The following is a 21,450-nucleotide window of genomic DNA, read 5'->3' on the forward strand; positions in this document are numbered from 1 at the left end:
GGGTATGGTCCAGTCACATGGCTGATTCGTGGTCCAGTTCCGGGATCGACGTCCACCTCGACTGGCTGCCCTCGACCGGCCGGAGCGGCCTCGCGGCGGCGATCCGCGCGGCCATCCGCGAGGGCCGGTGGCAGGCGGGCGCGCCGGTGCCCTCGACCCGTTCCCTGGCGCACGACCTGGGCGTCGCCCGCGGCACGGTGACGCGGGTGTACGCCGATCTGGCCGCCGAGGGGTACCTGCGCACGGCCCAGGGCGCGCCGACCCGCGTGGCGACGGCGGGATCGCTGCCCCAGTCCGCGCCGCGGCAGGCGCCCCGCGACCCGGCGCCGCGCTGGGACCTGCGGCCGGGGCGCCCGGACCTGACGGCGTTCCCGCGGCAGGCCTGGATCACGGCCACCCGCCGCGCCCTGCTGCGGACCCCGGCGGCGGCGTTCGGCTACGAGTCGGAACTGGGCGCGCCCGAGCTGCGGGCCACGCTCGCCGGCTACCTCGCCCGGGCCCGCGGGGTGGTCGCCGACCCGGCGCGGATCGTGGTGTGCCACGGGTATTCGCACGCCATCGCCGTGCTGTCCCGGGCCCTTTCCGAGCTGGGCACCGGCGAAATGGCGTTCGAGAACCCGTCGCTGGCCATGTACCGCTCGATCGCGGCTGCGCAGGGCCAGCGGGTCGTCGGCGTTCCGGTCGACGAACACGGGCTCGATGTGTCCGCTTTGGACAGTCCCGCGGTGGTCGTGACGGCGGCGCACCAGTACCCCACCGGCGTCACGCTGGCCCCGCCCCGGCGGGCGGCCCTGACCCGCTGGGCGACCGAGTCGGGGGCGTTCGTGCTGGAGGACGACTACGACGGGGAGTTCCGCTTCGACCGCCAGCAGGTCGGGGCGCTGCAGGCGCTGGCGCCGGAGCGGGTGGTGTACGCGGGAACGGCGAGCAAGACGCTGGCCCCGGCCCTGCGGCTGGCGTGGCTGGTGCTGCCACGGACGCTCGTGGAGCCGGTCCGCGCGGCGATGGCCGACAGCGGCTCGCGCCCGGCGGTGCTGAACCAGCTGGCCCTGGCCGAGCTGATCGACTCGGGCGCGTACGACCGGCACGTCCGCCGCAGCCGCGCCGAGTACCGCTCCCGCCGCGCTCGCCTGCTGGCGGCGTTGCCGGACTCGGTGCGCCCGCAGGGCATCGCGGCCGGCCTGCACCTGCTGCTGATCCTCCCGCCGGACGGCCCGTCGGAGGCGACGGCCCTGGCGGCCTGCCGCCGCCGCGCGATCGGCATCGAGGGCTTGGACGGCTACTGGATGGACGCCGGCCGCCCGGGCGGCCTGATCGTCGGCTACGCGGCGACGCCGAAGCACGCGTTCACCGGCGCCACCCAGACTCTGGTGGAAGCCCTCTGGGAAATCACCGCCTGACGATCACGCGTGTCGACCCCCCAATCACGCGTGTCGACCCCCTAATCACGCGAGTCGACCCTTCAATCACGCGAGTCGACCTCCCCATCACACGAGATTCCCGAGCGGGCCACCCCCGAGCCGGGAGGTGGCCCGCGGTCGCCGTCAGAACCAGCAGTCGGGCCGGACGCGGAGCAGTTCCGTCCGCAGCACCGGCGTCCCGTCGACCGGTGCCGGATCGTCCGCGGTCGGCTGGATCCCGCCGGCGGCCACCTTGTCGAGCGTCTTCAGCCCTTCGGCCTCGACCGTGCCGAACACCGTGTAGTTCGGCCGCAGCGCGGAATCGCCGTACACGACGAAGAACTGCGAGCCGTTCGTGTCCGGCCCGGCGTTGGCCATCGCCAGCAACCCGCGCGCGTAGACCTTGCGCGCGCCGGTCGGGTCGGTCTGCGCCGGCGGCAGGTCCACCGGCAGCTCGTCCTTGTACTTGTAGCCCGGCCCGCCCTCGCCGGTCGCGCTCGGGTCGCCGCACTGCAGCACCTTCAACGTCGGGTACGCGGTCAGCCGGTGGCACACCGTGTGGTCGTAGAACCGGTGCCGCGCCAGGTGCAGGAAGCTCTGCACGGTGCACGGTGCCTTTGCGCGGTCCAGCCGCAGCGGCAGCGCACCCTGGCTGGTCGGGACGGCGACGTCGACCTTGCCGTGGCTCGGCGTGTGCCGCGGGTCGGGCGGGAGCGGCACCGGCCGCGCGGGCGGTTCGTCCGGCGTCTCGGTGTACTGGCACGGCCCGTGCGTCGTCTTCGGCGGCGGCGCGTCGGCCGCGGTGGCGACGCCGTTGCCTGCGACGAACAACGCGCCGGCCGCCAGCGCGGTGACGAGTGTCTTCTTCATCCTGCACGCCCTCCCAGTGATCGCCCGGTTCCGGAGCGCCCCGCAGTCTAGGGCGCGGCACCGACGGCAAGAACCGGCGAAAGTCGCCCATGTCAGCCGGTCGGGTGAACCTCGGCGGCCGAGCCCGGAAATTGTCGGACCCCTCAGCACGATGGTGATCACGCGGCAAATCCGCCGCACCCGAAGAGAGGGCGTCATGACATTCCGGCGAAGACCCCTTGCCGTGGCACGGTTTCTGCTCACGCGACTCGCGTCGGCGGTCCGGGCCGCACTACCCCCGCAGGTCCGCGATCAGCTCGTCGGCGGCGGCGAACGGATCGATCTCCCGCGCCACCACGCGCTCGGCCACCCCGGCGAGCCGTCCGCCGCCCCGCAGGTCCTCGAGCTCGGCCCGCAACCGGCGCACCGCGATGGCCTCGACTTCGTCGCGCGCCCGCGCGACCCGGCGCCGGGCCAGCTCGTCGTGCGCCACCAGCCAGTCGTGGTGCGCGGCCAGCGCCCGCACGACCTCGTCGATGCCCTCGCCCTTCGCCGCGACCGTCCGCACGATCGGCTGGCGCCAGCTCGCGCCCCGGATCTCGCGGCGCGCCAGCGAAATCATCTGCTTGAGGTCGTGCACCGTCGCGTCCGCGCCCTCGCGGTCGGCCTTGTTCACGACGAAGATGTCGGCGATCTCCAGCACCCCGGCCTTCGCGGCCTGGATGCCGTCGCCCATCCCCGGTGCGAGCAGCACCACCGTGGTGTCGGCCAGCTTCACGACGTCCACTTCGGACTGCCCGACGCCGACGGTCTCGATCAGCACGACGTCGAAGCCGGCGGCGTCGAGCACGCGCACCGCCTGCGGGGTCGCCCACGACAGCCCGCCGAGGTGACCGCGCGTGGCCATCGAGCGGATGAACACGCCGGGGTCGGTGGCGTGCTCGGTCATCCGGATCCGGTCGCCGAGCAGCGCGCCGCCGGAAAACGGCGAAGACGGGTCGATCGCGAGCACCCCGACCCGCTTGCCCTCCGCGCGCAGCGCGGTGAGCAGCGCCGACGTCGAAGTCGACTTGCCGACGCCGGGTGGCCCGGTGAGCCCGACGACCCGGGCCCGCCCGGTGTGCGGGGTCAGCGCCCGGGCGATCTCGGCGACGCGGGGGTGGGCGTCCTCGACGAGCGACAGCAGCCGCGCGACGGCACGGGGCTGCCCGTCCCGCGCGCGGCCGACCAGGTCGTCGAGGTCGAGTGCACCGGCCACTTACGCGGACGGCACCCGCAGCAGGAGGGCGTCGCCCTGGCCGCCGCCACCGCACAGCGCGGCCGCGCCGAGCCCGCCACCGCGGCGGCGCAGCTCGTGGATCAGGTGCACGGCGAGCCGGGCCCCGGAGGCGCCGATCGGGTGGCCGAGCGCGATGGCCCCGCCGTTGACGTTGACCTTCTCCGGGTCGAGGCCGAGCTTCTCGGTGGAGACGAGCCCGACCGCGGCGAAGGCCTCGTTGATCTCGACGAGGTCGAGCGCGTCGGCGGTGAGGTTCGCCTTCGCCAGCGCGGCGAGGATGGCGTTCGACGGCTGCTCGTGCAGGCTGGCGTCCGGGCCGGCGACGACACCGTGCGCGCCGATCTCGGCGATCGGCGTGAGGCCGAGCTCCTCGGCCTTCGCCTTGCTGGCCACGACGACCGCGGCGGCACCGTCGGAGATCTGCGAGGCGGAGCCCGCGGTGATGGTGCCGTCGGAGGCGAAGGCGGGGCGCAGCTTGGCGAGGCTTTCGGCGGTGGTGTCGGCGCGGACGCCCTCGTCGGTGTCGAAGACGACCGGGTCGCCCTTGCGCTGCGGGATGGACACCGGCGCGATCTCGTCGGCGAAGTAGCCGTTCTTGATCGCCTCGGCCGCACGCTGGTGCGAGCGGGCGGAGAACGCGTCCTGCTGCTCGCGGGTGACGCCGTAGCGGGAGTTGTACTTCTCCGTCGAGGAGCCCATGGCGACCTGGTCGAAGGCGCAGAAGAGCCCGTCATAGGCCATGTGGTCCACGAGCGTGGTGTCGCCGTACTTGAAGCCGGAGCGCGACTTGGGCAGCAGGTGCGGTGCCTGGGTCATCGACTCTTGGCCGCCGGCGACGACGAGGTCGAACTCGCCGGCGCGGATCAGCTGGTCGGCGAGCGCGATGGCGTCGAGGCCGGAGAGGCAGACCTTGTTGATCGTCAGGGCGGGCACGCTCATCGGGATGCCGGCGGCGACCGCGGCCTGGCGGGCCGGGATCTGGCCGGCGCCCGCGGTCAGCACCTGGCCCATGATCGTGTACTGCACCGCGTCCGGGGCGACCCCGGCGCGTTCGAGGGCCGCCTTGATCGCGACCCCGCCCAGCTGTGCCCCCGTGAAGTCCTTGAGGGATCCGAGCAAGCGCCCGATCGGCGTACGGGCGGCACCCAGGATCACGGAACCGGACACGGCGTCCTCCAAGCGTCGGCGCATGGGCAGTTTTTCCGACCATACCCGGAGGGCGGCCTTCTTGATGGAGCCAGTGTGAGGCGGGGCACGCGACGATTCTGGCCGGACGCCATGCCCCGGCCGCCTATCCTGCCCCCATGAATGACGCCCTGCGGCCGTTCGTGACGGCCATCGACCACGTCGGCATCGCGGTCCCGGACCTGGACGCGGCCATCGAGTTCCACCGCGCGCACTTCGGCCTGGAAGTGGCGCACGAGGAGGTGAACGAGGAGCAGGGAGTGCGGGAGGCGATGCTGCGCGCGCCCGGCACGGCGGGCACGGAGACCCAGATCCAGCTGCTGGCCCCGCTGCGTGACGACTCGGCGATCGGCAAGTTCCTGGCCAGGAGCGGCCCGGGGCTGCAGCAGCTGGCGTACCGGGTGTCCGATGTGGACGCGGCGTCGGCGGCACTGCGCGAGCAGGGCCTGCGCCTGCTGTACGAGGCGGCGAAGCGCGGAACGTCGAACAGCCGGGTGAACTTCATCCACCCGAAAGACGCGGGCGGCGTCCTGGTGGAGCTGGTGGAGCCGGCCAAGGACGACGCGACGCACTGAGGCGGACCCGTTCCGGCGCACCGACTCCGGCGCACGTGACCCGCACGCCGGTGACAACCGCGGCCCTCAGGCCGGCATCGTCGCGACCCGGCAACGCCGAGGCCGGCCACTCACCCACGCGTCGGGGCCGCCCGTCCGGGCCGAAGCCACGGGCGAGCGTCCCCGGCGTCGGCTAGGCCGGCGCCGTCTTCGAAACGAGGGCGTCGGCGATGAACGTCAGCTCGCCGTCGAACTCGGCGGGCAGGTCGTCGTCCGCGTGGCGGGCCGTGGCGTGCCGGTGGCTGACCGCGCGGGCCAGCAGGCCCGATGCGTGGTCGACGTCGGCCGTGGGCAGGCCGCCGGCCGTCGCCGCCAGGATCACCGCGCGGACCTGGCGCACCAGCACCTGGAACCGCTCGTGGAGGGCGTCGCGGACGACGTGGTGGGTGTCGGCTTCGCGCCACAGGAGGTGCGAGAGCCCGAGCGACCGGCTGAAGCGGTGGTCGAGTTCGCGGACGAGCCGCCGCAGGCTGCCCACGAGGTCGCCGGGGACGACGACCACGGCCGGCTCGATGCGCTCGTCGGGCAGCCGCTCGACGAGCGCGGTGAGCAGGTCCGCCTTGTGCCGGAAGTAGTAGTGCACCAGCCCCTTCGGCACCCCGGCCCGCTCGGCGATGCGCGAGGTCGGGGTGGCGTCGAAGCCGGACTCGGCGAAGAGCGCCTCAGCGGCGCAGAGGATGCGCTCCTTCGCCGAATCCTCGGTCATGCGGGTGCCTCCTGGTCCGTCAGTGCTGTCCTGCCGTGCGGTGCGCGGCGCTCGCGACCGGCATCGCTGCCGCGCCGGCGATGACCGTCAGCACCCCGGCGATCCAGGACGTCCAGGACGCGCCGTTGAACTCGCTGTATCCCATCACCCACGGCGCGATGAAGAGCAACACGCCGAGCGCGACCTGGATGCCTTCGCCGTAGACCATGCCCGGCATCGCCAGCGAGACCAGGCCGTCGAGTGCGACCAAGGCGCCCAAGATGACCATCGTCCACATCGCGGCCGTGTTCGTGCTCAGCCAAAGGGGTGAAAGAGCGGCGACCGCTCCGATGACGACTTCGGCCCAGTCATGGGGCCTGGTCCACGCGCGTGCAGAGACTTCACTCATTCGTGCTCACCTCCGTCGGTGAAACTGCTGGTCGGGTGGCTGTACCCACAATTGATGGTCCCCTTGACTGGCCAGCCGGTCAAGGGACTTCCGTCACAGTTTCGACGTGTAATCGTGCCGCTCGTCTCGTACAGTTGTGCACCAGAGTTACCGGCGAGTAATTTCTGCCGCCAACGCCGTTGACCCCCATCCCGCGGAGGAACCGATGACGCAGCTCGGCGAGATTCAGCAGGCCATCCTGAACGGCGAGTCCGCCACCGTCGGCTCGTTGCCCGTGCCCGAGAGCTACCGCGGGGTGACCGTGCACGCCGACGAGGTCGACATGTTCGAGGGCCTCGAGAGCCGGGACAAGGACCCGCGCAAGTCGCTGCACGTCGACGACGTCCCCGTCCCCGAACTGGGTCCGGGCGAGGCGCTGGTCGCGGTGATGGCGAGCGCCATCAACTACAACACCGTGTGGACGTCGATCTTCGAGCCGATCCCCACGTTCAAGTTCCTGAGGAAGTACGGGAAGCTCTCGCCGCTGGCCAAGCGGCACGACCTGCCCTACCACGTCGTCGGGTCCGACCTGTCCGGTGTCGTGCTGCGCACCGGCGTCGGCGTGCACACCTGGAAGCCGGGCGACGAGGTCGTCGCGCACTGCCTGAACGTCGAGCTCGAAAGCCCGGACGGGCACAACGACACGATGCTCGACACCGAGCAGCGGATCTGGGGCTTCGAAACGAACTTCGGCGGCCTCGCCGAGATCGCGCTGGTCAAGGCCAACCAGCTGATGCCGAAGCCGGACCACCTGACCTGGGAGGAAGCCGCCTCCCCCGGCCTGGTCAACTCCACCGCCTACCGCCAGCTGGTCTCGCGCAACGGCGCGGACATGAAGCAGGGCGACGTCGTGCTGATCTGGGGCGCCTCGGGCGGCCTCGGCTCCTACGCGACGCAGTACGCGCTGAACGGCGGCGCCATCCCGGTGTGCGTCGTCTCCAGCCCGGAGAAGGCCGCGATCTGCCGGAAGCTCGGCGCGGAGCTGATCATCGACCGCAGCGCCGAGGCCTACAAGTTCTGGAAGAGCGACACCGAGCAGGACCCGAAGGAGTGGCAGCGCTTCGGCGCGAAGATCCGCGAGCTGACCGGCGGCGACGACCCGGACATCGTGTTCGAGCACCCGGGCCGGGAGACGTTCGGCGCGTCGGTCTACGCCGCGCGCAAGGGCGGCACGATCGTCACGTGCGCGTCGACCTCGGGGTACATGCACCAGTACGACAACCGCTACCTGTGGATGAACCTGAAGCGGATCATCGGCTCCCACTTCGCGAACTACCGCGAGTCCTGGGAGGCGAACCGGCTGATCTCGAAGGGGCTGATCCACCCGACGCTGTCGAAGACGTACCCGCTCGAAGAGACCGGGCAGGCCGCGCTGGACGTGCACCGCAACGCCCACCAGGGCAAGGTCGGCGTGCTCGCGCTCGCCCCGCAGGAAGGCCTCGGCGTCCGCGACGAGGAGAAGCGCGCGAAGCACATCGAGGGGATCAACGCCTTCCGCGGCGCCTGATCCACGACGACGCCGGGGGCGGCTCCCGCTCCCGGCGTCGGAATCCCCCGGGATACGGCCGGATCCGGCAAGATCCCTTCGCCGCATCACACGGCACGTTCGGCGCACCGCACGGGTGCTCACCCTTCCGTGACCCGGCTGCGACTACGGTAGGCGCATGAGCCTTGGCGATGAACGGGAGCTTGTGCCGCTGGGAGCCGGCTTCGACGTGGCGAAGCGGGGATACAGCCGAGCGCAGGTCGACGAGCACCTCGAACGGCTGGACGCCGACCTGAAGATGCTCACCGCGGATCGGGACGCCGCCATCGCACAGGCCGGTGACCTGGCCCGGCAGCTGGAGATCGCGCGCGGCGAGATCGCGGACCTGCGCGGGCAGGTCGACCGGCTGGCGCAGCCGCCGACGAGCGTCGAAGGCCTGTCCGAGCGGCTGCAGCGGATGCTGCGCCTCGCGCAGGACGAATCGGCCGACACGCGCGCTCGCGCCGAAGCCGAGGCCGGGCACATCCGGGCCAAGGCCGAAACGGACGCGAGCGCCATGCGTGCCCGCTACGAGCAGCTGCTCACCGAGCTCGACCTGCGCCGCAAGGAGATGGAGGCGGAGCACCGCAAGGTGCTGGAGGACGCCCGCGCGCAGGCCAAGGAGATCACCGACAAGGCCGAGGCGGAGCGCACGCGGCTCGACACCGAGTCGGCGGACCGGCGCACCAAGGTCGAAGAGGACTTCGAGATCGCGATGGCCTCGCGCCGCACCGAGGCGATGCGCGTGCTGGCCGAGCAGGAGGCGGCGAGCAAGGCCGAGGCCGCCCGCCGCGTCCAGGAAGCGACGCAGGACGCCGCCGACATCCGCGCGAAGGTCCTCGAAGAGGAGAAGGCCGCGAAGGCCGACATCGACCGCCGTCAGCGGGAGTCGGTCGCGGAGGCGAACAAGCGCCGCCAGGACTCGATCACCGAGGCGAACGCCCGGCTCGCGGAGGCCGCCGACGAGGCGCGGCGCCGCGTGACGACGGCGACCGAGGAGTCGAACCGGCGGATCACCCAGGCCAACGAGCGCGTCGACGCCCTGCGCAAGGTACGCGGCGGGCTGGCCGAGCAGGTCCGCGCGGCGCGGGCGGTGCTGGCCGAGGCGCACACCGTCCTCGGTGACGAGGTCAAGGTGCCCGCGGACGTCACGGCCGACCTGAAGGCCGAAGACCTGAAGGCGGACAAGCCGGCGGCCGACACCGGGAAGACGACGCCGGTGGGCGACGTCGAGGAGACCATCCGGATCAAGGCGTCCGACGTCCCGAAACCGCAGCCGGCCGCCAAGCAGCCGACCCCCAAGCAGGCGGCCAAGCCCGCGCCGAAGCCGACTCCGCGGCCAAGCGGAGCGCAGAAAGCGACTGGCGAGTAACCTTCCACCCGACACGGGCGCGGACGAGCCTGCGCGGTCGGTACCGACGGGCTATCGTCCCTGCTCACGCGGGATCACCTGGAGGTTTGCGCATGGGTGCGGCATATCGGACCGTGGTGGTGGGCACGGACGGCTCGGAGTCCTCGTTCGCGGCGGTGGACCGCGCGGCGGCGGTGGCCGGCGACGCGGGCGCCACGCTCGTCATCGCGTGTGCGTTCTACCCGGCCAGCAAGTCCGACGTCGACAAGGCCCAGGACGTCCTCGGCGACGAGGCGTACCAGGTCGTCGGCTCGGCCCCGGCCGAGGACACCCTGCAGTCGGCGCGGGACCGGGCGGTGCGGGCCGGCGCGGAGAAGATCGACACGATCGCGGTGAAGGGCGACCCGGTCGACTCGCTGCGCAAGGTCGTGCACGAGCGCGAGGCCGACCTGCTCGTGGTCGGCAACCGCGGGCTGAACACGATCGCCGGCCGGATCCTGGGCTCGGTGCCGGCGGAGGTGGCGCGCAAGTCCGGCGTGGACGTGCTGATCGTCCACACGACCTGAGCTCGTGACGGATTCGAGCGAAGAGCTCCAGCAACGGCTCGAACGCGTCCTGCTCGGCGGCCGGCGGAAGTACACGCGGCTCGAAGTGGCCGAAAAGGCCGGCGTGCCCGAAGAACGGTCACGCCGGCTTTGGCGCGCCCTGGGGTTCGCGACGGTGGGCGACGACGAGGTCGTCTTCACCGACGCGGACGTCGAGGCGATGCGGACGGCGGACCAGCTCGTCCAGTCGGGGCTGATCGATCCGAGCATCGAGGTGTCGGTGACGCGCGCGCTCGGCCAGCACCTGTCGCGGCTGGCCGAGTGGCAGGTCGACATGCTCTGGGAGCTGATCAAGGAGCAGCCGGAGCTGGGACGCAGCGAGCGCCAGGTGGCCCGCCTGGTCGACCGGCTGCTGCCGGAGCTCGAGCAGGTGCAGAACTTCGTCTGGCGCCGGCACCTGGCGGCGTACGCGGGCCGGGCGTTCGCGGCGCCGGACGAGAACCTGGAGGCGCGCACCGAAGTGGTCGGGTTCGTCGACATGGTCGGCTACACGCGCCTGACCCGCCAGATCGACGAGGAGGAGCTGAGCCGGGTGCTCGACGCGTTCGAGCTGCTCGCGGCGGAGACGATCGCCGAGCACCACGGCCGCGTGGTGAAGATGATCGGCGACGAGGTCCTGTTCGTGGCGGACGCGGCGGTCGACGCGGCGGAGATCGCCCTGGCACTGACGGAGCGGACGTCGGCGGACGAGAGCCTCCCCGCGGTCCGCGCGGGGATGGCTTCGGGCCGGATCTTGTCGCGCTTCGGCGACGTGTACGGATCGGTGGTCAACCTGGCGGCCCGCCTGACGTCGGTGGCCCGCCCGGGCACGATCCTGGTGGACCGGGAGCTGGCTTCGCAGCTTTCGGAGGAGAAGGCGTACGAGCTGCGGCCGCGTCGACCGGTGACGGTCCGCGGCTACAACCGCCTCCGCCCGGCGGCGCTGCGGCGGGCCGCCGAGGCGCCGGCGGGGATGTTCGCGAGCTCGCAGCAGCTGGCGGCGGAGATGCTGGGTCTCACGGACCCGGCTGCCGGGCCGGCCGCCGAGGAGGAGGCCGAGGCGCGCCCCCGTCGCCGGCGGCGAGGGCGCATCCGCTGACCAGGCGTCAGGCGTCGAAGTCGACCGTGATCGTCTCCGAGACCGGGTAGGACTGGCACGTCAGCACGAAGCCCGCCTCGACCTCGGCCTCCTCCAACGCGAAGTTGCGCCGCAGATCGACCTTGCCGTCCGTCACCCGGGCCCGGCACGTGCCGCACACCCCGCCCTTGCAGGCGAACGGCAGGTCCGGCCGGAAACGCTGGGCGCCGTCCAGCACCGAGGAAGACCGCGGCAGCGTCATCGTGCTCGCGCGGCCGTCCAGGACCACCTTCACCTCGGACGACTCCCCCGCGACCGACGGGTCCTCGTGCGTCACCGGCGCAGGCGGCGTGTCGACGTAGAACAGCTCCTGGTGGATCCGCGCGCGGGGCACCTCCAGGGACGCCAGCAGCTCCTGCGCGCCCGTCACCATCTCGAACGGCCCGCACAGCCACCAGTGGTCCACCGAGGACACCGGGATCAGCGTGTCGAACAGCGTCCGCAGCTTCGGCACGTCCAGGCGCCCGGTGAACAGCTCCGCCTCGCGCGGCTCGCGCGACAGCACGTGGATCAGCTCCAGCCGCGACGGCGCCCGGTCCTTCAGGTCCGCCAGCTCGTCCGCGAACATCACCGTGTCCGTTCGGCGGTTTCCGTACAGCACCGTCACCGTCGCGTCCGGTGTCGCCAGCAGCGACGACACGATCGACAGCACCGGCGTGATGCCCGAACCCGCCGCGATCAGGACGTGGTGGCCGCCTTCCGACAGGTCCGGGGTGAACGACCCGGTGGGCGTGGCCACCTCGATCGTGTCCCCCGGGCGGACCTCGTTCACCAGCCAGGACGAGAACAGGCCGTCCGGGACCAGGCGGACGCCCACCCGGGGCGCCGTGCCCGCCGCCGCGCAGATCGAGTACGACCGGCGCTCGTCCCGGCCCGCCACCGACCGGCGCAGCGTCAGCGACTGACCCGGCTTGAACGCGAACTCGGCGGACAAGGGAGCGGGCACGTCGAACGTCACCGCGACCGCGTCCTCGCACAACCGCGTGACGCCCGCGACCTTCAGGGGGTGAAACGCCACCTCAGATCTCCTTGACCTGTTCGAACGGTTCGGCACACGCACGGCAGCGCCGCAGCGCCTTGCACGCCGTCGCGCCGAAGCGGGACTGCTCCTCCGTGTCCGTGGAACCGCAGTGGGGGCAAGAAACCCGGGAAACCGGCGCCGTCAGCGTCAGCGGGATCGGCCCCGACCGCCGCGGTGCCGCGCCCGGCGGGGCGATCCCGGCCGAGGCCAGCTTCCGGCGCCCCGAAGCCGAAATCCAGTCCGACGACCAGGCCGGTGACAGCTGCGTCCGGATCTCGACGTCGGCGAAGCCCGCCGAAACCAGCGCGTGCTCCAGGTCGTCGCGCATGGTGTCCATCGCCGGGCAGCCGGTGTACGTCGGCGTGATCGCGACGACCACGCGCCCGCCTTCTTCGGACACCGAACGCAGCACGCCCAGGTCCGCGAGCGTCAGCATCGGCAGCTCGGGGTCGGTGACCGTGGCCGCGACGGCCGCCGCGGTCACCACTTCGCGTCCGGCATCGCCCGGGCGACGCTCTGCAGCTCCGCCAGCAGGAACCCCATCTGCTCGGTGTGCACGCCGTCGCGGCCGGTCCGCCCGGAAACCCCGGCGAGCTCCCCCGAAGACGGCCGCACCAGCGTCGCCGCCGCCAGGGCCTGGTCCAGCACCGCGTCGAACTCCGGCCGCAGCGAGGCCGCGTCCACCAGCTCCACCGGGTGCGTGCGGAACAGCTCCCCCACGTACGGCCAGACCGCGTCGAGCCCCTCCTGCATCCGCTCGTGCGACACCGGCGTCCCGTCGCCCAGGCGGACCAGCCACTGCGCCGCGTAGTCGCGGTGGTAGGTCACCTCCTTGACGCCCTTGTCCGCGATCGCGGCCAGCACCGGGTCCACCGCCGGCACGAGCCGCTGCAGCAGCGCGAGGCGCCACGTCGAGAACACGAACAGCCGGGCGATCAGGTGCCCGAAGTGACCGCCGCCCAGCTCGGCGAGCCGGACGTTGCGGAACTCGTTCTCGGCGCGGAAGAACGCGAACGAATCCTCCGAGCGCGAAGAGCCGTCGGCCTTGCCGGCGCGCGCGAGCAGCAGCCGCGCCTGGCCGAGCAGGTCGAGGCCGATGTTCGCGATCGCGACCTCGTCCTCCAGCTCGGGCGCGTGGGTGCACCACTCCTGCAGCCGGTGGGAGAAGACCAGCGCGTCGTCGCCCAGCATCAGGCAGTACGCCGCCAGCCGGTCACCGTCCACACCGGACGGCACGGACGTGTCCACTCCGGACAGCGGGTCCTCGAAGCCGGTGCCGAACGCCCAGCGCGTGTCGTTCTCCTCGGTCAGCGACTCGTACACGTTGTCGAAACTCATATGTGCGGCACCTCCTCGGGGATGTCGTAGAACGTCGGGTGCCGGTAGACCTTGTCGCCGCTCGGCGCGAAGAACGGGTCCTTCTCGTCCGGCGACGACGCGGTGATGTCCGAAGCCCGCACGACCCAGATCGACACGCCTTCGTTGCGGCGGGTGTAGAGGTCGCGCGCGTGGTGCAGCGCCATCTGGTCGTCGGCCGCGTGCAGCGACCCGACGTGCACGTGGTTCAGCCCGCGCTTGCCGCGGACGAACACCTCGTACAGCGGCCAGTCGTGCTTGACCGGGCCGGGAGCGGCGGGAACGCCCTCCAGCGGGACGGCCCCGTGGCCGCCTTCGGCAGTCAGGTCGCTCACTTCCGCTCCTCCTTCTTGGCCGCGTGCGCCACCGCGGCTTCGCGGACCCAGGCACCTTCTTCGTGCGCGCGGCGCCGGTGCGCGATCCGCGAAGCGTTGCACGGGCCGTTGCCCTTCAGCACGTTCTTGAACTCGTCCCAGTCCACCGCGCCGAAGTCGTAGTGCTCCCGCGAGGCGTTCCACTTGAGGTCGGGATCGGGGAACGTGACGCCGAGGGCGGCGGCCTGCGGCACGGACATGTCGACGAAGCGCTGCCGCAGCTCGTCGTTGGTGTGGCGCTTGACCTTCCACGCCATCGACTGCGCGGTGTTCGGCGAGTCGGCGTCCGGCGGGCCGAACATCATCAACGACGGCCACCACCAGCGGTTCACGGCCTCCTGGACCATCTCCCGCTGCTGCTCGGTGCCCTTCATCATCGTCATCAGCAGCTCGAACCCCTGCCGCTGGTGGAAGGACTCCTCCTTGCAGATGCGGATCATCGCCCGCGCGTACGGCCCGTAGGACGACCGGCAGAGCGGCACCTGGTTGCAGATCGCCGCGCCGTCGACCAGCCAGCCGATCACGCCGACGTCGGCGAAGGTCAGCGTCGGGTAGTTGAAGATCGACGAGTACTTCTGCTTGCCGTTGATGAGCTTGTCGGTCAGGTCCGCGCGGTCGGCGCCCAGCGTCGCCGCCGCCGAGTACAGGTAGAGGCCGTGGCCGGCTTCGTCCTGCACCTTCGCCAGCAGGATCGCCTTGCGCCGCAACGACGGCGCCCGCGTGATCCAGTTGCCCTCGGGCTGCATCCCGATGATCTCCGAATGCGCGTGCTGCGCGATCTGCCGGATCATCGTCTTGCGGTAACCCTCGGGCACCCAGTCGCGCGGCTCGATCCGCTGGTCGCGCTCGATGGTGTGCTCGAAGTGTTCCTCAAGCGAAGCCACAGCTGTCACGGCTGCTCCTTCGAAACCAGGGTCAGGACGTCGTACTTGGCCACGGACTCGCCGTCGGCGTTGGTGACGTCGGCGTCCCAGCGGACCTCGCCGTACTCCTGGTCGATCCGCGGGGTGATCTGCTTGGCGGTGAGCGTCACCGTCAGCGAGTCGCCGACCTTGACCGGGGTGAGGAACCGCAGGTTCTCCAGGCCGTAGTTGGCCAGCACCGGACCCGGCTCGGGCGAGACGAACAACCCTGCCGCAAACGAGACGACCAGGTAGCCGTGCGCGACGATGCCGCCGAACAACGGGTTCGCGGCCGCCGCCTCCGGGTCGGTGTGGGCGTAGAACGTGTCGCCGGTGAACTCGGCGAAGTGGTCGACGTCCTCCTGCGTGACCGTCCGCGGCCCGGCGACGACGGAGTCGCCGATCTTCAGTTCGGCCAGGGACTTCCGGAACGGGTGAACGTCGCCTTCGGTGCGCGGCGCGCCGGTCACCCAGCGGCCGGTCACAGAGGAAAGAACGGCCGGCGAGCCCTGCACCGCCGTGCGCTGCATGTGGTGCAGGACGCCGCGGATACCGCCCATCTCCTCGCCGCCACCCGCGCGGCCCGGTCCGCCGTGGACCAGCTGCGGCATCGGCGAGCCGTGGCCGGTGGACTCCTTCGCGTCGTCGGCGTCCAGCACCAGCAGGCGGCCGTGGTACGGCGCCGCGCCGAGAACGACGTCGCGCACGAACTCCTTGTCGGCCGAGACCACGGACCCGGCGAGGCTGCCGCCGCCGCGAGCGGCGAACTCGACGACCTGCTCGGTGGACGTGTAGGGCATGAGCGTCGAGACCGGGCCGAACGCCTCGACCTCGTGCGGCTCCGACCGCTCCGGGTCCGCCTTGAGCAGCACCGGCGAGATGAAGGCGCCGCGCTCGGCGTCGGCGTCGACGACCTCGACGTTCTCGGGGTCGCCGAACACGACGCTCCCGGCGTCCAGCAGCGCCTTCAGCGACCGCCGGACCTCCTCGCGCTGCTCCAGGCTGGCCAGCGCGCCCATCCGGACGCCCTCCGCAGCCGGGTTGCCGACGGTCACCTTCGCGAGCCGCTCGGCCGCGGCGGCAGCGACGTCGTCGAGGAGCGAGGCCGGGACGAACGCGCGGCGGATCGCCGTGCACTTCTGGCCCGCCTTGACGGTCATCTCGGTGGTCAGCTGCTTGACGAACAGGTCGAACTCGGTGGTGCCCTTGACCGCGTCCGGGCCGAGGATCGAGCAGTTCAGCGAGTCGGCCTCGGCGTTGAACCGGACGGCGTTGCGGATGATCGCCGGGTGCGCCCGCAGCTTCTGCGCGGTGGACGCCGAGCCGGTGAACGACACGAGGTCCTGCGCGGTCACGTGGTCCAGGAGGTCGCCGACGCTGCCGGCGACGAACTGCAGCGAGCCCTCGGGCAGGATCCCCGACTCGATGATCAGCTCGACCAGCCGCGCGGTCAGGTAGGCCGTCGAGCTGGCCGGCTTCACCAGGCTCGGCACCCCGGCCAGGAACGCGGGCGCGAACTTCTCCAGCGGCCCCCACACCGGGAAGTTGAACGCGTTGATCTGGATGGCGACGCCCCGCAGCGGGGTCGCGATGTGCTGGGCGACGAACGTCCCCCCGCGCGAAAGCGGCTCGACGTTGCCCTCGACGTAGACGGTGTCGTTCGGCAGCTCGCGCTTGCCCTTCGAGGCGTAGCTGAACAGCACGCCGATGCCGCCGTCGATGTCGAACTTGGAGTCACCGAGCGTGGCGCCGGTGCGCGCGGAGAGTGCGTACAGCTCCTCGCGGTGCTCGCGCAGGTGCGAGGCCAGCGCCTTCAGCAGGGCCGCGCGCTGGTGGAACGTCAGCTCCCGCAGCGCCGGGCCGCCCACCCGGCGGCCGTACTCCAGCGCACCCGCGAAGTCGACGCCCTTCGACGAGATCCGGGCGACCTCCTCGCCCGTGGCCGCGTCGTGCAGCGGGACGCCCTCGTCCGCCGCCGTGTGCCACTCCCCGGAGACGTAGCTGCGCAGCACTGCCATCAGGTCCCGACCTCCACCGAATTACCTACCGGACGTTCAGTTATTTGCATGGTAACCGCCGGGCTCCGGGATCGGAAGGGGTGACGCTTGACACCGGCGGTGCCACTGCCTTTACTGAGCGGCACCGCCAGGTGACCGTCCATTCGGTAGGTCAGGCACGGAGGACGAATGACCAACGCCGCGCACACCATGTTCGCCGCCGACGAGGCGTCGCGCGCGCTGGGCATCGAGCTGGCCGAAGCGAGCGACGGCCGCGCCGTCGCGACCATGAAGATCACGCGCGAGATGGTCAACGGCCACGACATCGCGCACGGCGGGTACGTCTTCCTGCTGGCCGACACGGCGTTCGCCTGCGCCTGCAACACCCACGGCCCGGTGACGGTCGCCGCGGGCGCCGAAATCTCGTTCGTCGCGGCCGGCCGGCTCGGCGACCACCTCGTCGCCACCGCCACCGAGCGCACCCGCTACGGCCGCAACGGCATCTACGACGTCACCGTGCACCGGGAGACCCCCGGCGGGCCCGAGGTCGTCGCCGAATTCCGCGGCCGCAGCCGCGTCCTCTCCGCGAAACAGGACCGACCATGATCGAGGCGAACATCGGCGCGGACGAGCTGGCCGCCCTGCAGCTGGAGCGTCTGCAGTGGACGCTCGGGCACGCCTACGCGAACGTGCCCGCGTACCGGCGGAAGTTCGACGAGGCCGGCGTCCACCCGGACGACTGCAAGGAGCTCGCCGACCTGGCGAAGTTCCCGTTCACGACGAAGCAGGACCTGCGCGAGAACTACCCCTTCGGGATGTTCGCCGTCCCGCAGGACCAGGTGCGGCGCATCCACGCCTCGAGCGGCACCACCGGCAAGGCCACCGTCGTCGGGTACACCGAACAGGACATCGACACCTGGGCGACGGTGATGGCCCGGTCGATCCACGCCGCGGGCGGCCGTCCGGGCCACAAGGTGCACGTCGCCTACGGCTACGGCCTGTTCACCGGCGGGCTGGGCGCCCACTACGGCGCGGAGAAGCTGGGCTGCACGGTGATCCCGGCGTCGGGCGGGATGACGGCGCGCCAGGTGCAGCTGATCACCGACTTCCGGCCCGAGGTCATCATGGTCACGCCGTCGTACATGCTGACGCTGCTCGACGAGTTCGAGCGCCAGGGCGTCGACCCGCGGGCCAGCTCGCTCAAGGTCGGCATCTTCGGCGCCGAGCCGTGGACCGAGCAGATGCGCACCGAGATCGAGGAGCGGTTCGCCCTCGACGCCGTCGACATCTACGGGCTGTCCGAGGTGATGGGCCCGGGTGTCGCGCAGGAGTGCGTCGAGACGAAGGACGGCCTGCACATCTGGGAGGACCACTTCTACCCCGAGGTGATCGACCCCTACGAAGAGAACGTGCTGGGCGGCGGCGAAACCGGTGAGCTGGTGTTCACGTCGCTGACCAAGCAGGCGCTGCCGATCATCCGCTACCGCACCCGCGACCTCACGGCGCTCTCGCCGGGGACCGCGCGCCCGGCGTTCCGGCGGATGGCCAAGGTCACCGGCCGCACCGACGACCTGATCATCCTGCGCGGGGTCAACGTCTTCCCGACCCAGATCGAAGAGATCGTGCTGCGCACCGCCGGGCTGAGCCCGCACTTCCAGCTCGTCCGGACCACGCGCGGGCGGCTCGACCACCTGACCGTGCGGGTCGAAGCGCGCCTGGACGCGGCTCCGTCCGACCGATCACAGGCGGCGGAGACGCTGGTGGCGGGGGTCAAGGACGGCGTCGGGGTGACGGTGTCGGTGGATGTCGTCGACCCGGACACGCTCGAGCGGTCCATGGGCAAGATGCGGCGGATCATCGACCAGCGGGAGAAACCGTGACCACCCCGCGCCGCGGGCGGCCGGGCTACGACCTCGAATCGCTGCTGCAGGTGGCGGTGCGCCTGTTCAACGAGCGCGGCTACGACGGCACGAGCATGGAGGACCTCTCCCGCAAGCTCGGCATCACGAAGTCGGCGATCTACCACCACGTGCCCAGCAAGGAGGAGCTGCTGCGGTTGTCGGTCGACCGGGCGCTGGACGGGCTGTTCGCCGTCGCGGCGGAGACGGCCGAGCTGGACGGGCGCGCGATCGACCGGCTGGAGCACCTGGTGCGGGGCAGCGTGCTGGTGCTCGCCGACCGGCTGCCGTTCGTGACGCTGCTGCTGCGCGTGCGCGGCAACACGAAGGTGGAGCGGGCGGCGCTGGCCCGGCGGCGCGAGTTCGACCTGCTGGTGACGGACCTGGTGAAGCAGGCGGAAGCCGAAGGCGACATCCGCCCGGACGTCGACCCGGCGGTGACCGCGCGGCTGGTCTTCGGCATGGTGAATTCGCTGATCGAGTGGTACAAGCCGCGGCGCGGGTCCTCGGCGACCGAAGTGGCGGACGCCGTGTGCAAGGTGGCGTTCGAAGGCCTGCGCACCCCGTCGTGAGTGGTTAGGGCGGTTCTAACCGCCCTAACCACTCACGACGGGGTCAGTCCTGTGCGTTCTGGGGTGGGCGCCCCGCCTGCCAGAGAAGGGCTTCGCGCAGTTGCTCGATCAACCGCTCGTCGTCCGCTTCGGACGGGTCGACGCCCAGCGGGATCCAGCGCTCGGAGACTTTCGAGCCTTCGTCGTAGCCCGTGATCACAATTCCCGAGTACGACAGGGACTCTTCGTCCGCGCAGTCGCCGTCGGGAAGGGGTTCGTCCGCTTCGAAAGCCTCGTCGAAGCTGACGTGACGATGCTGCAGGCGGACGCTCACCCAGCGTCCGGCCGGCCGGATCGGCGCGCCTTCCTCGGTCATCTGGCTCCTACCCCCGGTCGCTGGCCTCTGCCGTCTCGTCGCATCCGGGCGCCGGGAAGTTACCGGCGGGTTGTTCCGGTTGCGTAACGACGAAGGTTGACTCGAAACACCCGTTGGCCGCCACCGGAGTCACTCTCTTGACGAGAAGTCAACTGCTTGTTGACAGCGTGCCGCTCCCCCGCGAGGCTGAGCGGATGACCAGTGGGACCCGGCCGCGGCGCCGCCGCCTCGAACCGGCCGAACGGCGCGCGGAGATCCTCGCCGCCGCCCGGCACCTGTTCGGTGCGGGCAGCTACGCGTCGGTGTCCACTTCGGACATCGCGGAGGCGGCCGGGGTGGCGCGCCCGCTCATCAACCACTACTTCGGCGGCAAGCGCGAGCTCTACCTGGAAGTGGTGCGGCAGCTGATGATCGTGCCGGCGCCGGTCACCGAAGCGCTGCCGGACACCACGATGGAGGAGCGGCTGGCGATCGGTGTCGAGCGCTGGGTCGACGTCGTGGACCGCAACCGGGACGCCTGGCTGACCGTGATCGGCCCCGAGTCCGCGGGCCGCGACCCCGAGATCGAGCGGATCATGCTGGAGGCCGACGAGGTAGCCGCCGACCGCGTCCTGGAAGCCGCGCTGATGACCGACGTCACCGAGGGCCGGGAGGAGCTGCGCGCGATGATCCGGTCGTTCGGCGGGCTGCTGCGGGCCGCGTCGCGCGAATGGCTGATCCGCGGCACGCTCGACCGCACCGCGCTGCGCACCTTTCTCACCGATTCGATCCTCAACCTGCTGAAGGTCACCTACCCGGCGGTGCTTGCCGAGCGGCCCGGAAGCGGCGGGCGAACGCCGCCGGCGTCATCCCGGTCCAGCGCTTGAACGCGTAGATGAAGCTCGACGCCTCGGCGTACCCCAGCCGGTACGCGACGTCTTCGACCGACAGGACGCCGGTGTCGAGCAGCTCCTCGGCCAACGTCTGGCGGACCTCGTCGACCAGCGCGCGGTAGCTGGTGCCGGACTCGGTCAGGCGCCGCCGCAGCGTGCGCGTGCTGAGCGTCAGCTGGCGGGCGATCTCGTCCATCCCGGCGTCGACCCCGCCGAGCCGGACCAGGCGCTCCCGCACCTGCTGCGAGATGCCCGAACGCCGGCGTTTGCGCGCGACGAGCGCTTCGCACTGCGTGGCGCACAGGGCGACGGTCTGCTCGTTGGCCTGCGGCAGGGGCAGCATCAGCAGCGCGGCGTCGAGCGTCGCGCGGCAGGCGTCGGCGCCGAACCGCGGCACCAGGCCGAACGCGGCCCGGTAGGGGTCCACTGTGGACAGCTCGTGCCGGAAGCTCAGGTCGTCCAGCACGATCTCCGGGAGCAGGTCGCGCATGACCGAGAAGATCGCTGCCAGGTCGCGCAGCACGAGGAAGCGGGCGACGTCGGCGGGCACGCGGCTGTCGTCGAGCTCCAGCGTCAGGCGCCCGTCGTCCAGCTCGACGTGCGGGATGCAGAAGGCGAAGCTGAGATCGAAGTAGCGTAGCGAGAACAGCATCGCGTCCCGCAGGGTCGGGCTGCTGATGCAGGCGAACCCGAAGATGCCGAAGGTGGTGACGCGGTAGCGGCGGCCGAGCTCCAGTGCCGTCGCGTCGGAGCCGTCCAGGTCGACCAGGGCGCGGACGACGGCCAGCTCCTGCCGCGCGTCGACCTGCACCGACGGGTCGGCGAGGAGCTCCGGCGAGAGCGTGGTCGCGGCCAGCAGCTTCTCGGCGGGCAGGCCGCGGTCGGCGGCGAACCGGGTCATCAGCTCGATGCTCGCGGTGCCGCGCGGGAAGTCCCAGTCCTTGACGGCGGGCGCGGCGAGCTCGGCCATGGCCGGAAGTATGGATGACGGCCGTTCGCCCGTCGAATCGAGGACCGGAACTGTCCGGGGTGATCGTTAGGGTGA

The 21,450-nt window shown here is 71.6% G+C and carries 23 protein-coding genes; 10 read left to right on the plus strand and 13 right to left on the minus strand.

What is annotated here, in order from left to right; genetic code table 11:
- The first annotated feature begins 17 nt into the window (after nt 1–17).
- Nucleotides 18–1,400: a MocR-like pyridoxine biosynthesis transcription factor PdxR gene (gene pdxR, locus QRX60_RS02915; RefSeq protein WP_285999250.1), complete on the plus strand. Its 1,383-nt coding sequence runs from the start codon at nt 18–20 to the stop codon at nt 1,398–1,400.
- A gap of 144 nt (nt 1,401–1,544) precedes the next feature.
- Here pdxR and QRX60_RS02920 read toward each other — a convergent pair whose 3' ends face one another.
- The 3 genes from QRX60_RS02920 to QRX60_RS02930 form a co-directional block, all read right to left on the minus strand.
- Entirely contained in the window at nt 1,545–2,270 is a 726-nt protein-coding gene (locus tag QRX60_RS02920; protein ID WP_285999251.1) for a peptidylprolyl isomerase, read from the minus strand.
- A 271-nt stretch (nt 2,271–2,541) separates the two neighbouring features.
- Complete coding sequence (gene meaB / locus QRX60_RS02925; protein ID WP_285999252.1) at nt 2,542–3,507, minus strand: methylmalonyl Co-A mutase-associated GTPase MeaB; 966 nt, start codon at nt 3,505–3,507, stop codon at nt 2,542–2,544.
- The gene (locus tag QRX60_RS02930) at nt 3,508–4,695 is read right to left on the minus strand and encodes an acetyl-CoA C-acetyltransferase (RefSeq protein ID WP_286003481.1); all 1,188 of its coding nucleotides are present in this window, start codon (nt 4,693–4,695) and stop codon (nt 3,508–3,510) included.
- 137 nt (nt 4,696–4,832) lie between these two features.
- Here QRX60_RS02930 and mce point away from each other — a divergent pair, with 137 nt between their 5' ends.
- Complete coding sequence (gene mce, locus QRX60_RS02935; RefSeq protein WP_285999253.1) at nt 4,833–5,288, plus strand: methylmalonyl-CoA epimerase; 456 nt, start codon at nt 4,833–4,835, stop codon at nt 5,286–5,288.
- A 172-nt stretch (nt 5,289–5,460) separates the two neighbouring features.
- Here mce and QRX60_RS02940 read toward each other — a convergent pair whose 3' ends face one another.
- Nucleotides 5,461–6,033, minus strand: coding sequence for a TetR/AcrR family transcriptional regulator (locus QRX60_RS02940; protein WP_285999254.1), 573 nt, complete (start codon nt 6,031–6,033; stop codon nt 5,461–5,463).
- Between the two features lie 19 nt (nt 6,034–6,052).
- Nucleotides 6,053–6,421 (minus strand): SPW repeat protein, encoded by a 369-nt coding sequence (locus QRX60_RS02945; RefSeq protein ID WP_285999255.1) that lies wholly within the window; start codon nt 6,419–6,421, stop codon nt 6,053–6,055.
- A 205-nt stretch (nt 6,422–6,626) separates the two neighbouring features.
- On the opposite strand from QRX60_RS02945, the gene ccrA reads away from it, so the two are divergent.
- From ccrA to QRX60_RS02965, 4 genes are all read left to right on the plus strand, one after another.
- The gene (gene ccrA, locus QRX60_RS02950) at nt 6,627–7,967 is read left to right on the plus strand and encodes a crotonyl-CoA carboxylase/reductase (RefSeq protein ID WP_285999256.1); all 1,341 of its coding nucleotides are present in this window, start codon (nt 6,627–6,629) and stop codon (nt 7,965–7,967) included.
- A 157-nt stretch (nt 7,968–8,124) separates the two neighbouring features.
- Entirely contained in the window at nt 8,125–9,357 is a 1,233-nt protein-coding gene (locus QRX60_RS02955) for a chromosome segregation protein (RefSeq protein WP_456298883.1), read from the plus strand.
- Between the two features lie 92 nt (nt 9,358–9,449).
- Nucleotides 9,450–9,902: a universal stress protein gene (locus QRX60_RS02960; RefSeq protein WP_285999257.1), complete on the plus strand. Its 453-nt coding sequence runs from the start codon at nt 9,450–9,452 to the stop codon at nt 9,900–9,902.
- A 4-nt stretch (nt 9,903–9,906) separates the two neighbouring features.
- A complete protein-coding gene (locus QRX60_RS02965; protein ID WP_285999258.1) occupies nt 9,907–11,019 on the plus strand; it encodes an adenylate/guanylate cyclase domain-containing protein in 1,113 nt (370 codons plus the stop codon).
- 7 nt (nt 11,020–11,026) lie between these two features.
- Here the strand turns inward: QRX60_RS02965 and paaE are convergent, their stop codons facing one another.
- Genes paaE through paaZ form a run of 6 tightly spaced genes read right to left on the minus strand, consistent with a single transcriptional unit; the run spans nt 11,027 to nt 16,729 of the window.
- The gene (gene paaE, locus QRX60_RS02970; RefSeq protein WP_285999259.1) at nt 11,027–12,076 is read right to left on the minus strand and encodes a 1,2-phenylacetyl-CoA epoxidase subunit PaaE; all 1,050 of its coding nucleotides are present in this window, start codon (nt 12,074–12,076) and stop codon (nt 11,027–11,029) included.
- Between the two features lies 1 nt (nt 12,077).
- Nucleotides 12,078–12,566 (minus strand): 1,2-phenylacetyl-CoA epoxidase subunit PaaD, encoded by a 489-nt coding sequence (gene paaD / locus QRX60_RS02975; RefSeq protein WP_285999260.1) that lies wholly within the window; start codon nt 12,564–12,566, stop codon nt 12,078–12,080.
- Complete coding sequence (gene paaC, locus QRX60_RS02980; RefSeq protein ID WP_285999261.1) at nt 12,560–13,417, minus strand: 1,2-phenylacetyl-CoA epoxidase subunit PaaC; 858 nt, start codon at nt 13,415–13,417, stop codon at nt 12,560–12,562. Before paaC ends, paaD begins: the two co-directional genes overlap by 7 nt.
- Nucleotides 13,414–13,728, minus strand: coding sequence for a 1,2-phenylacetyl-CoA epoxidase subunit PaaB (gene paaB / locus QRX60_RS02985; protein WP_286003483.1), 315 nt, complete (start codon nt 13,726–13,728; stop codon nt 13,414–13,416). The genes paaC and paaB overlap by 4 nt, the downstream gene beginning before the upstream one ends.
- Nucleotides 13,729–13,766: 38 nt before the next feature.
- Nucleotides 13,767–14,702 (minus strand): 1,2-phenylacetyl-CoA epoxidase subunit PaaA, encoded by a 936-nt coding sequence (gene paaA, locus QRX60_RS02990; protein ID WP_285999262.1) that lies wholly within the window; start codon nt 14,700–14,702, stop codon nt 13,767–13,769.
- Nucleotides 14,699–16,729, minus strand: a complete 2,031-nt coding sequence (paaZ, locus tag QRX60_RS02995) for a phenylacetic acid degradation bifunctional protein PaaZ (RefSeq protein WP_285999263.1) — start codon at nt 16,727–16,729, stop codon at nt 14,699–14,701. Before paaZ ends, paaA begins: the two co-directional genes overlap by 4 nt.
- 168 nt (nt 16,730–16,897) lie before the next feature.
- Here paaZ and paaI point away from each other — a divergent pair, with 168 nt between their 5' ends.
- Genes paaI through QRX60_RS03010 form a run of 3 tightly spaced genes read left to right on the plus strand, consistent with a single transcriptional unit; the run spans nt 16,898 to nt 19,178 of the window.
- Nucleotides 16,898–17,314, plus strand: coding sequence for a hydroxyphenylacetyl-CoA thioesterase PaaI (gene paaI / locus QRX60_RS03000; RefSeq protein ID WP_285999264.1), 417 nt, complete (start codon nt 16,898–16,900; stop codon nt 17,312–17,314).
- The gene (paaK, locus tag QRX60_RS03005) at nt 17,311–18,588 is read left to right on the plus strand and encodes a phenylacetate--CoA ligase PaaK (protein WP_285999265.1); all 1,278 of its coding nucleotides are present in this window, start codon (nt 17,311–17,313) and stop codon (nt 18,586–18,588) included. Before paaI ends, paaK begins: the two co-directional genes overlap by 4 nt.
- Entirely contained in the window at nt 18,585–19,178 is a 594-nt protein-coding gene (locus tag QRX60_RS03010; RefSeq protein WP_285999266.1) for a TetR/AcrR family transcriptional regulator, read from the plus strand. The genes paaK and QRX60_RS03010 overlap by 4 nt, the downstream gene beginning before the upstream one ends.
- Nucleotides 19,179–19,221: 43 nt before the next feature.
- On the opposite strand, the gene QRX60_RS03015 is transcribed toward QRX60_RS03010, so the two are convergent.
- Entirely contained in the window at nt 19,222–19,533 is a 312-nt protein-coding gene (locus QRX60_RS03015) for a hypothetical protein (RefSeq protein ID WP_285999267.1), read from the minus strand.
- Nucleotides 19,534–19,727: 194 nt separating this feature from the next.
- Here QRX60_RS03015 and QRX60_RS03020 point away from each other — a divergent pair, with 194 nt between their 5' ends.
- On the plus strand, nt 19,728–20,399 hold the full coding sequence (locus QRX60_RS03020) for a TetR/AcrR family transcriptional regulator (protein WP_285999268.1): 672 nt from the start codon (nt 19,728–19,730) through the stop codon (nt 20,397–20,399).
- Here the strand turns inward: QRX60_RS03020 and QRX60_RS03025 are convergent.
- Nucleotides 20,320–21,375, minus strand: a complete 1,056-nt coding sequence (locus QRX60_RS03025) for an AraC family transcriptional regulator (protein WP_285999269.1) — start codon at nt 21,373–21,375, stop codon at nt 20,320–20,322. The genes QRX60_RS03020 and QRX60_RS03025 overlap by 80 nt on opposite strands.
- Between the last annotated feature and the right edge of the window lie 75 nt (nt 21,376–21,450).

Origin of the sequence: Amycolatopsis mongoliensis, assembly GCF_030285665.1 — a bacterium.
GTDB classification, from domain to species: domain Bacteria; phylum Actinomycetota; class Actinomycetes; order Mycobacteriales; family Pseudonocardiaceae; genus Amycolatopsis; species Amycolatopsis mongoliensis.

What these genes read in the sequence shown, in the direction of transcription:
- pdxR (WP_285999250.1), top strand. Translation starts at nt 18, where the DNA reads ATGGCTGATTCGTGGTCCAGTTCCGGGATCGACGTCCACCTCGACTGG.
- QRX60_RS02920 (WP_285999251.1), bottom strand. Translation starts at nt 2,270, where the DNA reads ATGAAGAAGACACTCGTCACCGCGCTGGCGGCCGGCGCGTTGTTCGTC.
- mce (WP_285999253.1), top strand. Translation starts at nt 4,833, where the DNA reads ATGAATGACGCCCTGCGGCCGTTCGTGACGGCCATCGACCACGTCGGC.
- QRX60_RS02940 (WP_285999254.1), bottom strand. Translation starts at nt 6,033, where the DNA reads ATGACCGAGGATTCGGCGAAGGAGCGCATCCTCTGCGCCGCTGAGGCG.
- QRX60_RS02945 (WP_285999255.1), bottom strand. Translation starts at nt 6,421, where the DNA reads ATGAGTGAAGTCTCTGCACGCGCGTGGACCAGGCCCCATGACTGGGCC.
- ccrA (WP_285999256.1), top strand. Translation starts at nt 6,627, where the DNA reads ATGACGCAGCTCGGCGAGATTCAGCAGGCCATCCTGAACGGCGAGTCC.
- QRX60_RS02955 (WP_456298883.1), top strand. Translation starts at nt 8,125, where the DNA reads ATGAGCCTTGGCGATGAACGGGAGCTTGTGCCGCTGGGAGCCGGCTTC.
- QRX60_RS02960 (WP_285999257.1), top strand. Translation starts at nt 9,450, where the DNA reads ATGGGTGCGGCATATCGGACCGTGGTGGTGGGCACGGACGGCTCGGAG.
- paaC (WP_285999261.1), bottom strand. Translation starts at nt 13,417, where the DNA reads ATGAGTTTCGACAACGTGTACGAGTCGCTGACCGAGGAGAACGACACG.
- paaZ (WP_285999263.1), bottom strand. Translation starts at nt 16,729, where the DNA reads ATGGCAGTGCTGCGCAGCTACGTCTCCGGGGAGTGGCACACGGCGGCG.
- paaI (WP_285999264.1), top strand. Translation starts at nt 16,898, where the DNA reads ATGACCAACGCCGCGCACACCATGTTCGCCGCCGACGAGGCGTCGCGC.
- paaK (WP_285999265.1), top strand. Translation starts at nt 17,311, where the DNA reads ATGATCGAGGCGAACATCGGCGCGGACGAGCTGGCCGCCCTGCAGCTG.
- QRX60_RS03015 (WP_285999267.1), bottom strand. Translation starts at nt 19,533, where the DNA reads ATGACCGAGGAAGGCGCGCCGATCCGGCCGGCCGGACGCTGGGTGAGC.
- QRX60_RS03020 (WP_285999268.1), top strand. Translation starts at nt 19,728, where the DNA reads ATGACCAGTGGGACCCGGCCGCGGCGCCGCCGCCTCGAACCGGCCGAA.
- QRX60_RS03025 (WP_285999269.1), bottom strand. Translation starts at nt 21,375, where the DNA reads ATGGCCGAGCTCGCCGCGCCCGCCGTCAAGGACTGGGACTTCCCGCGC.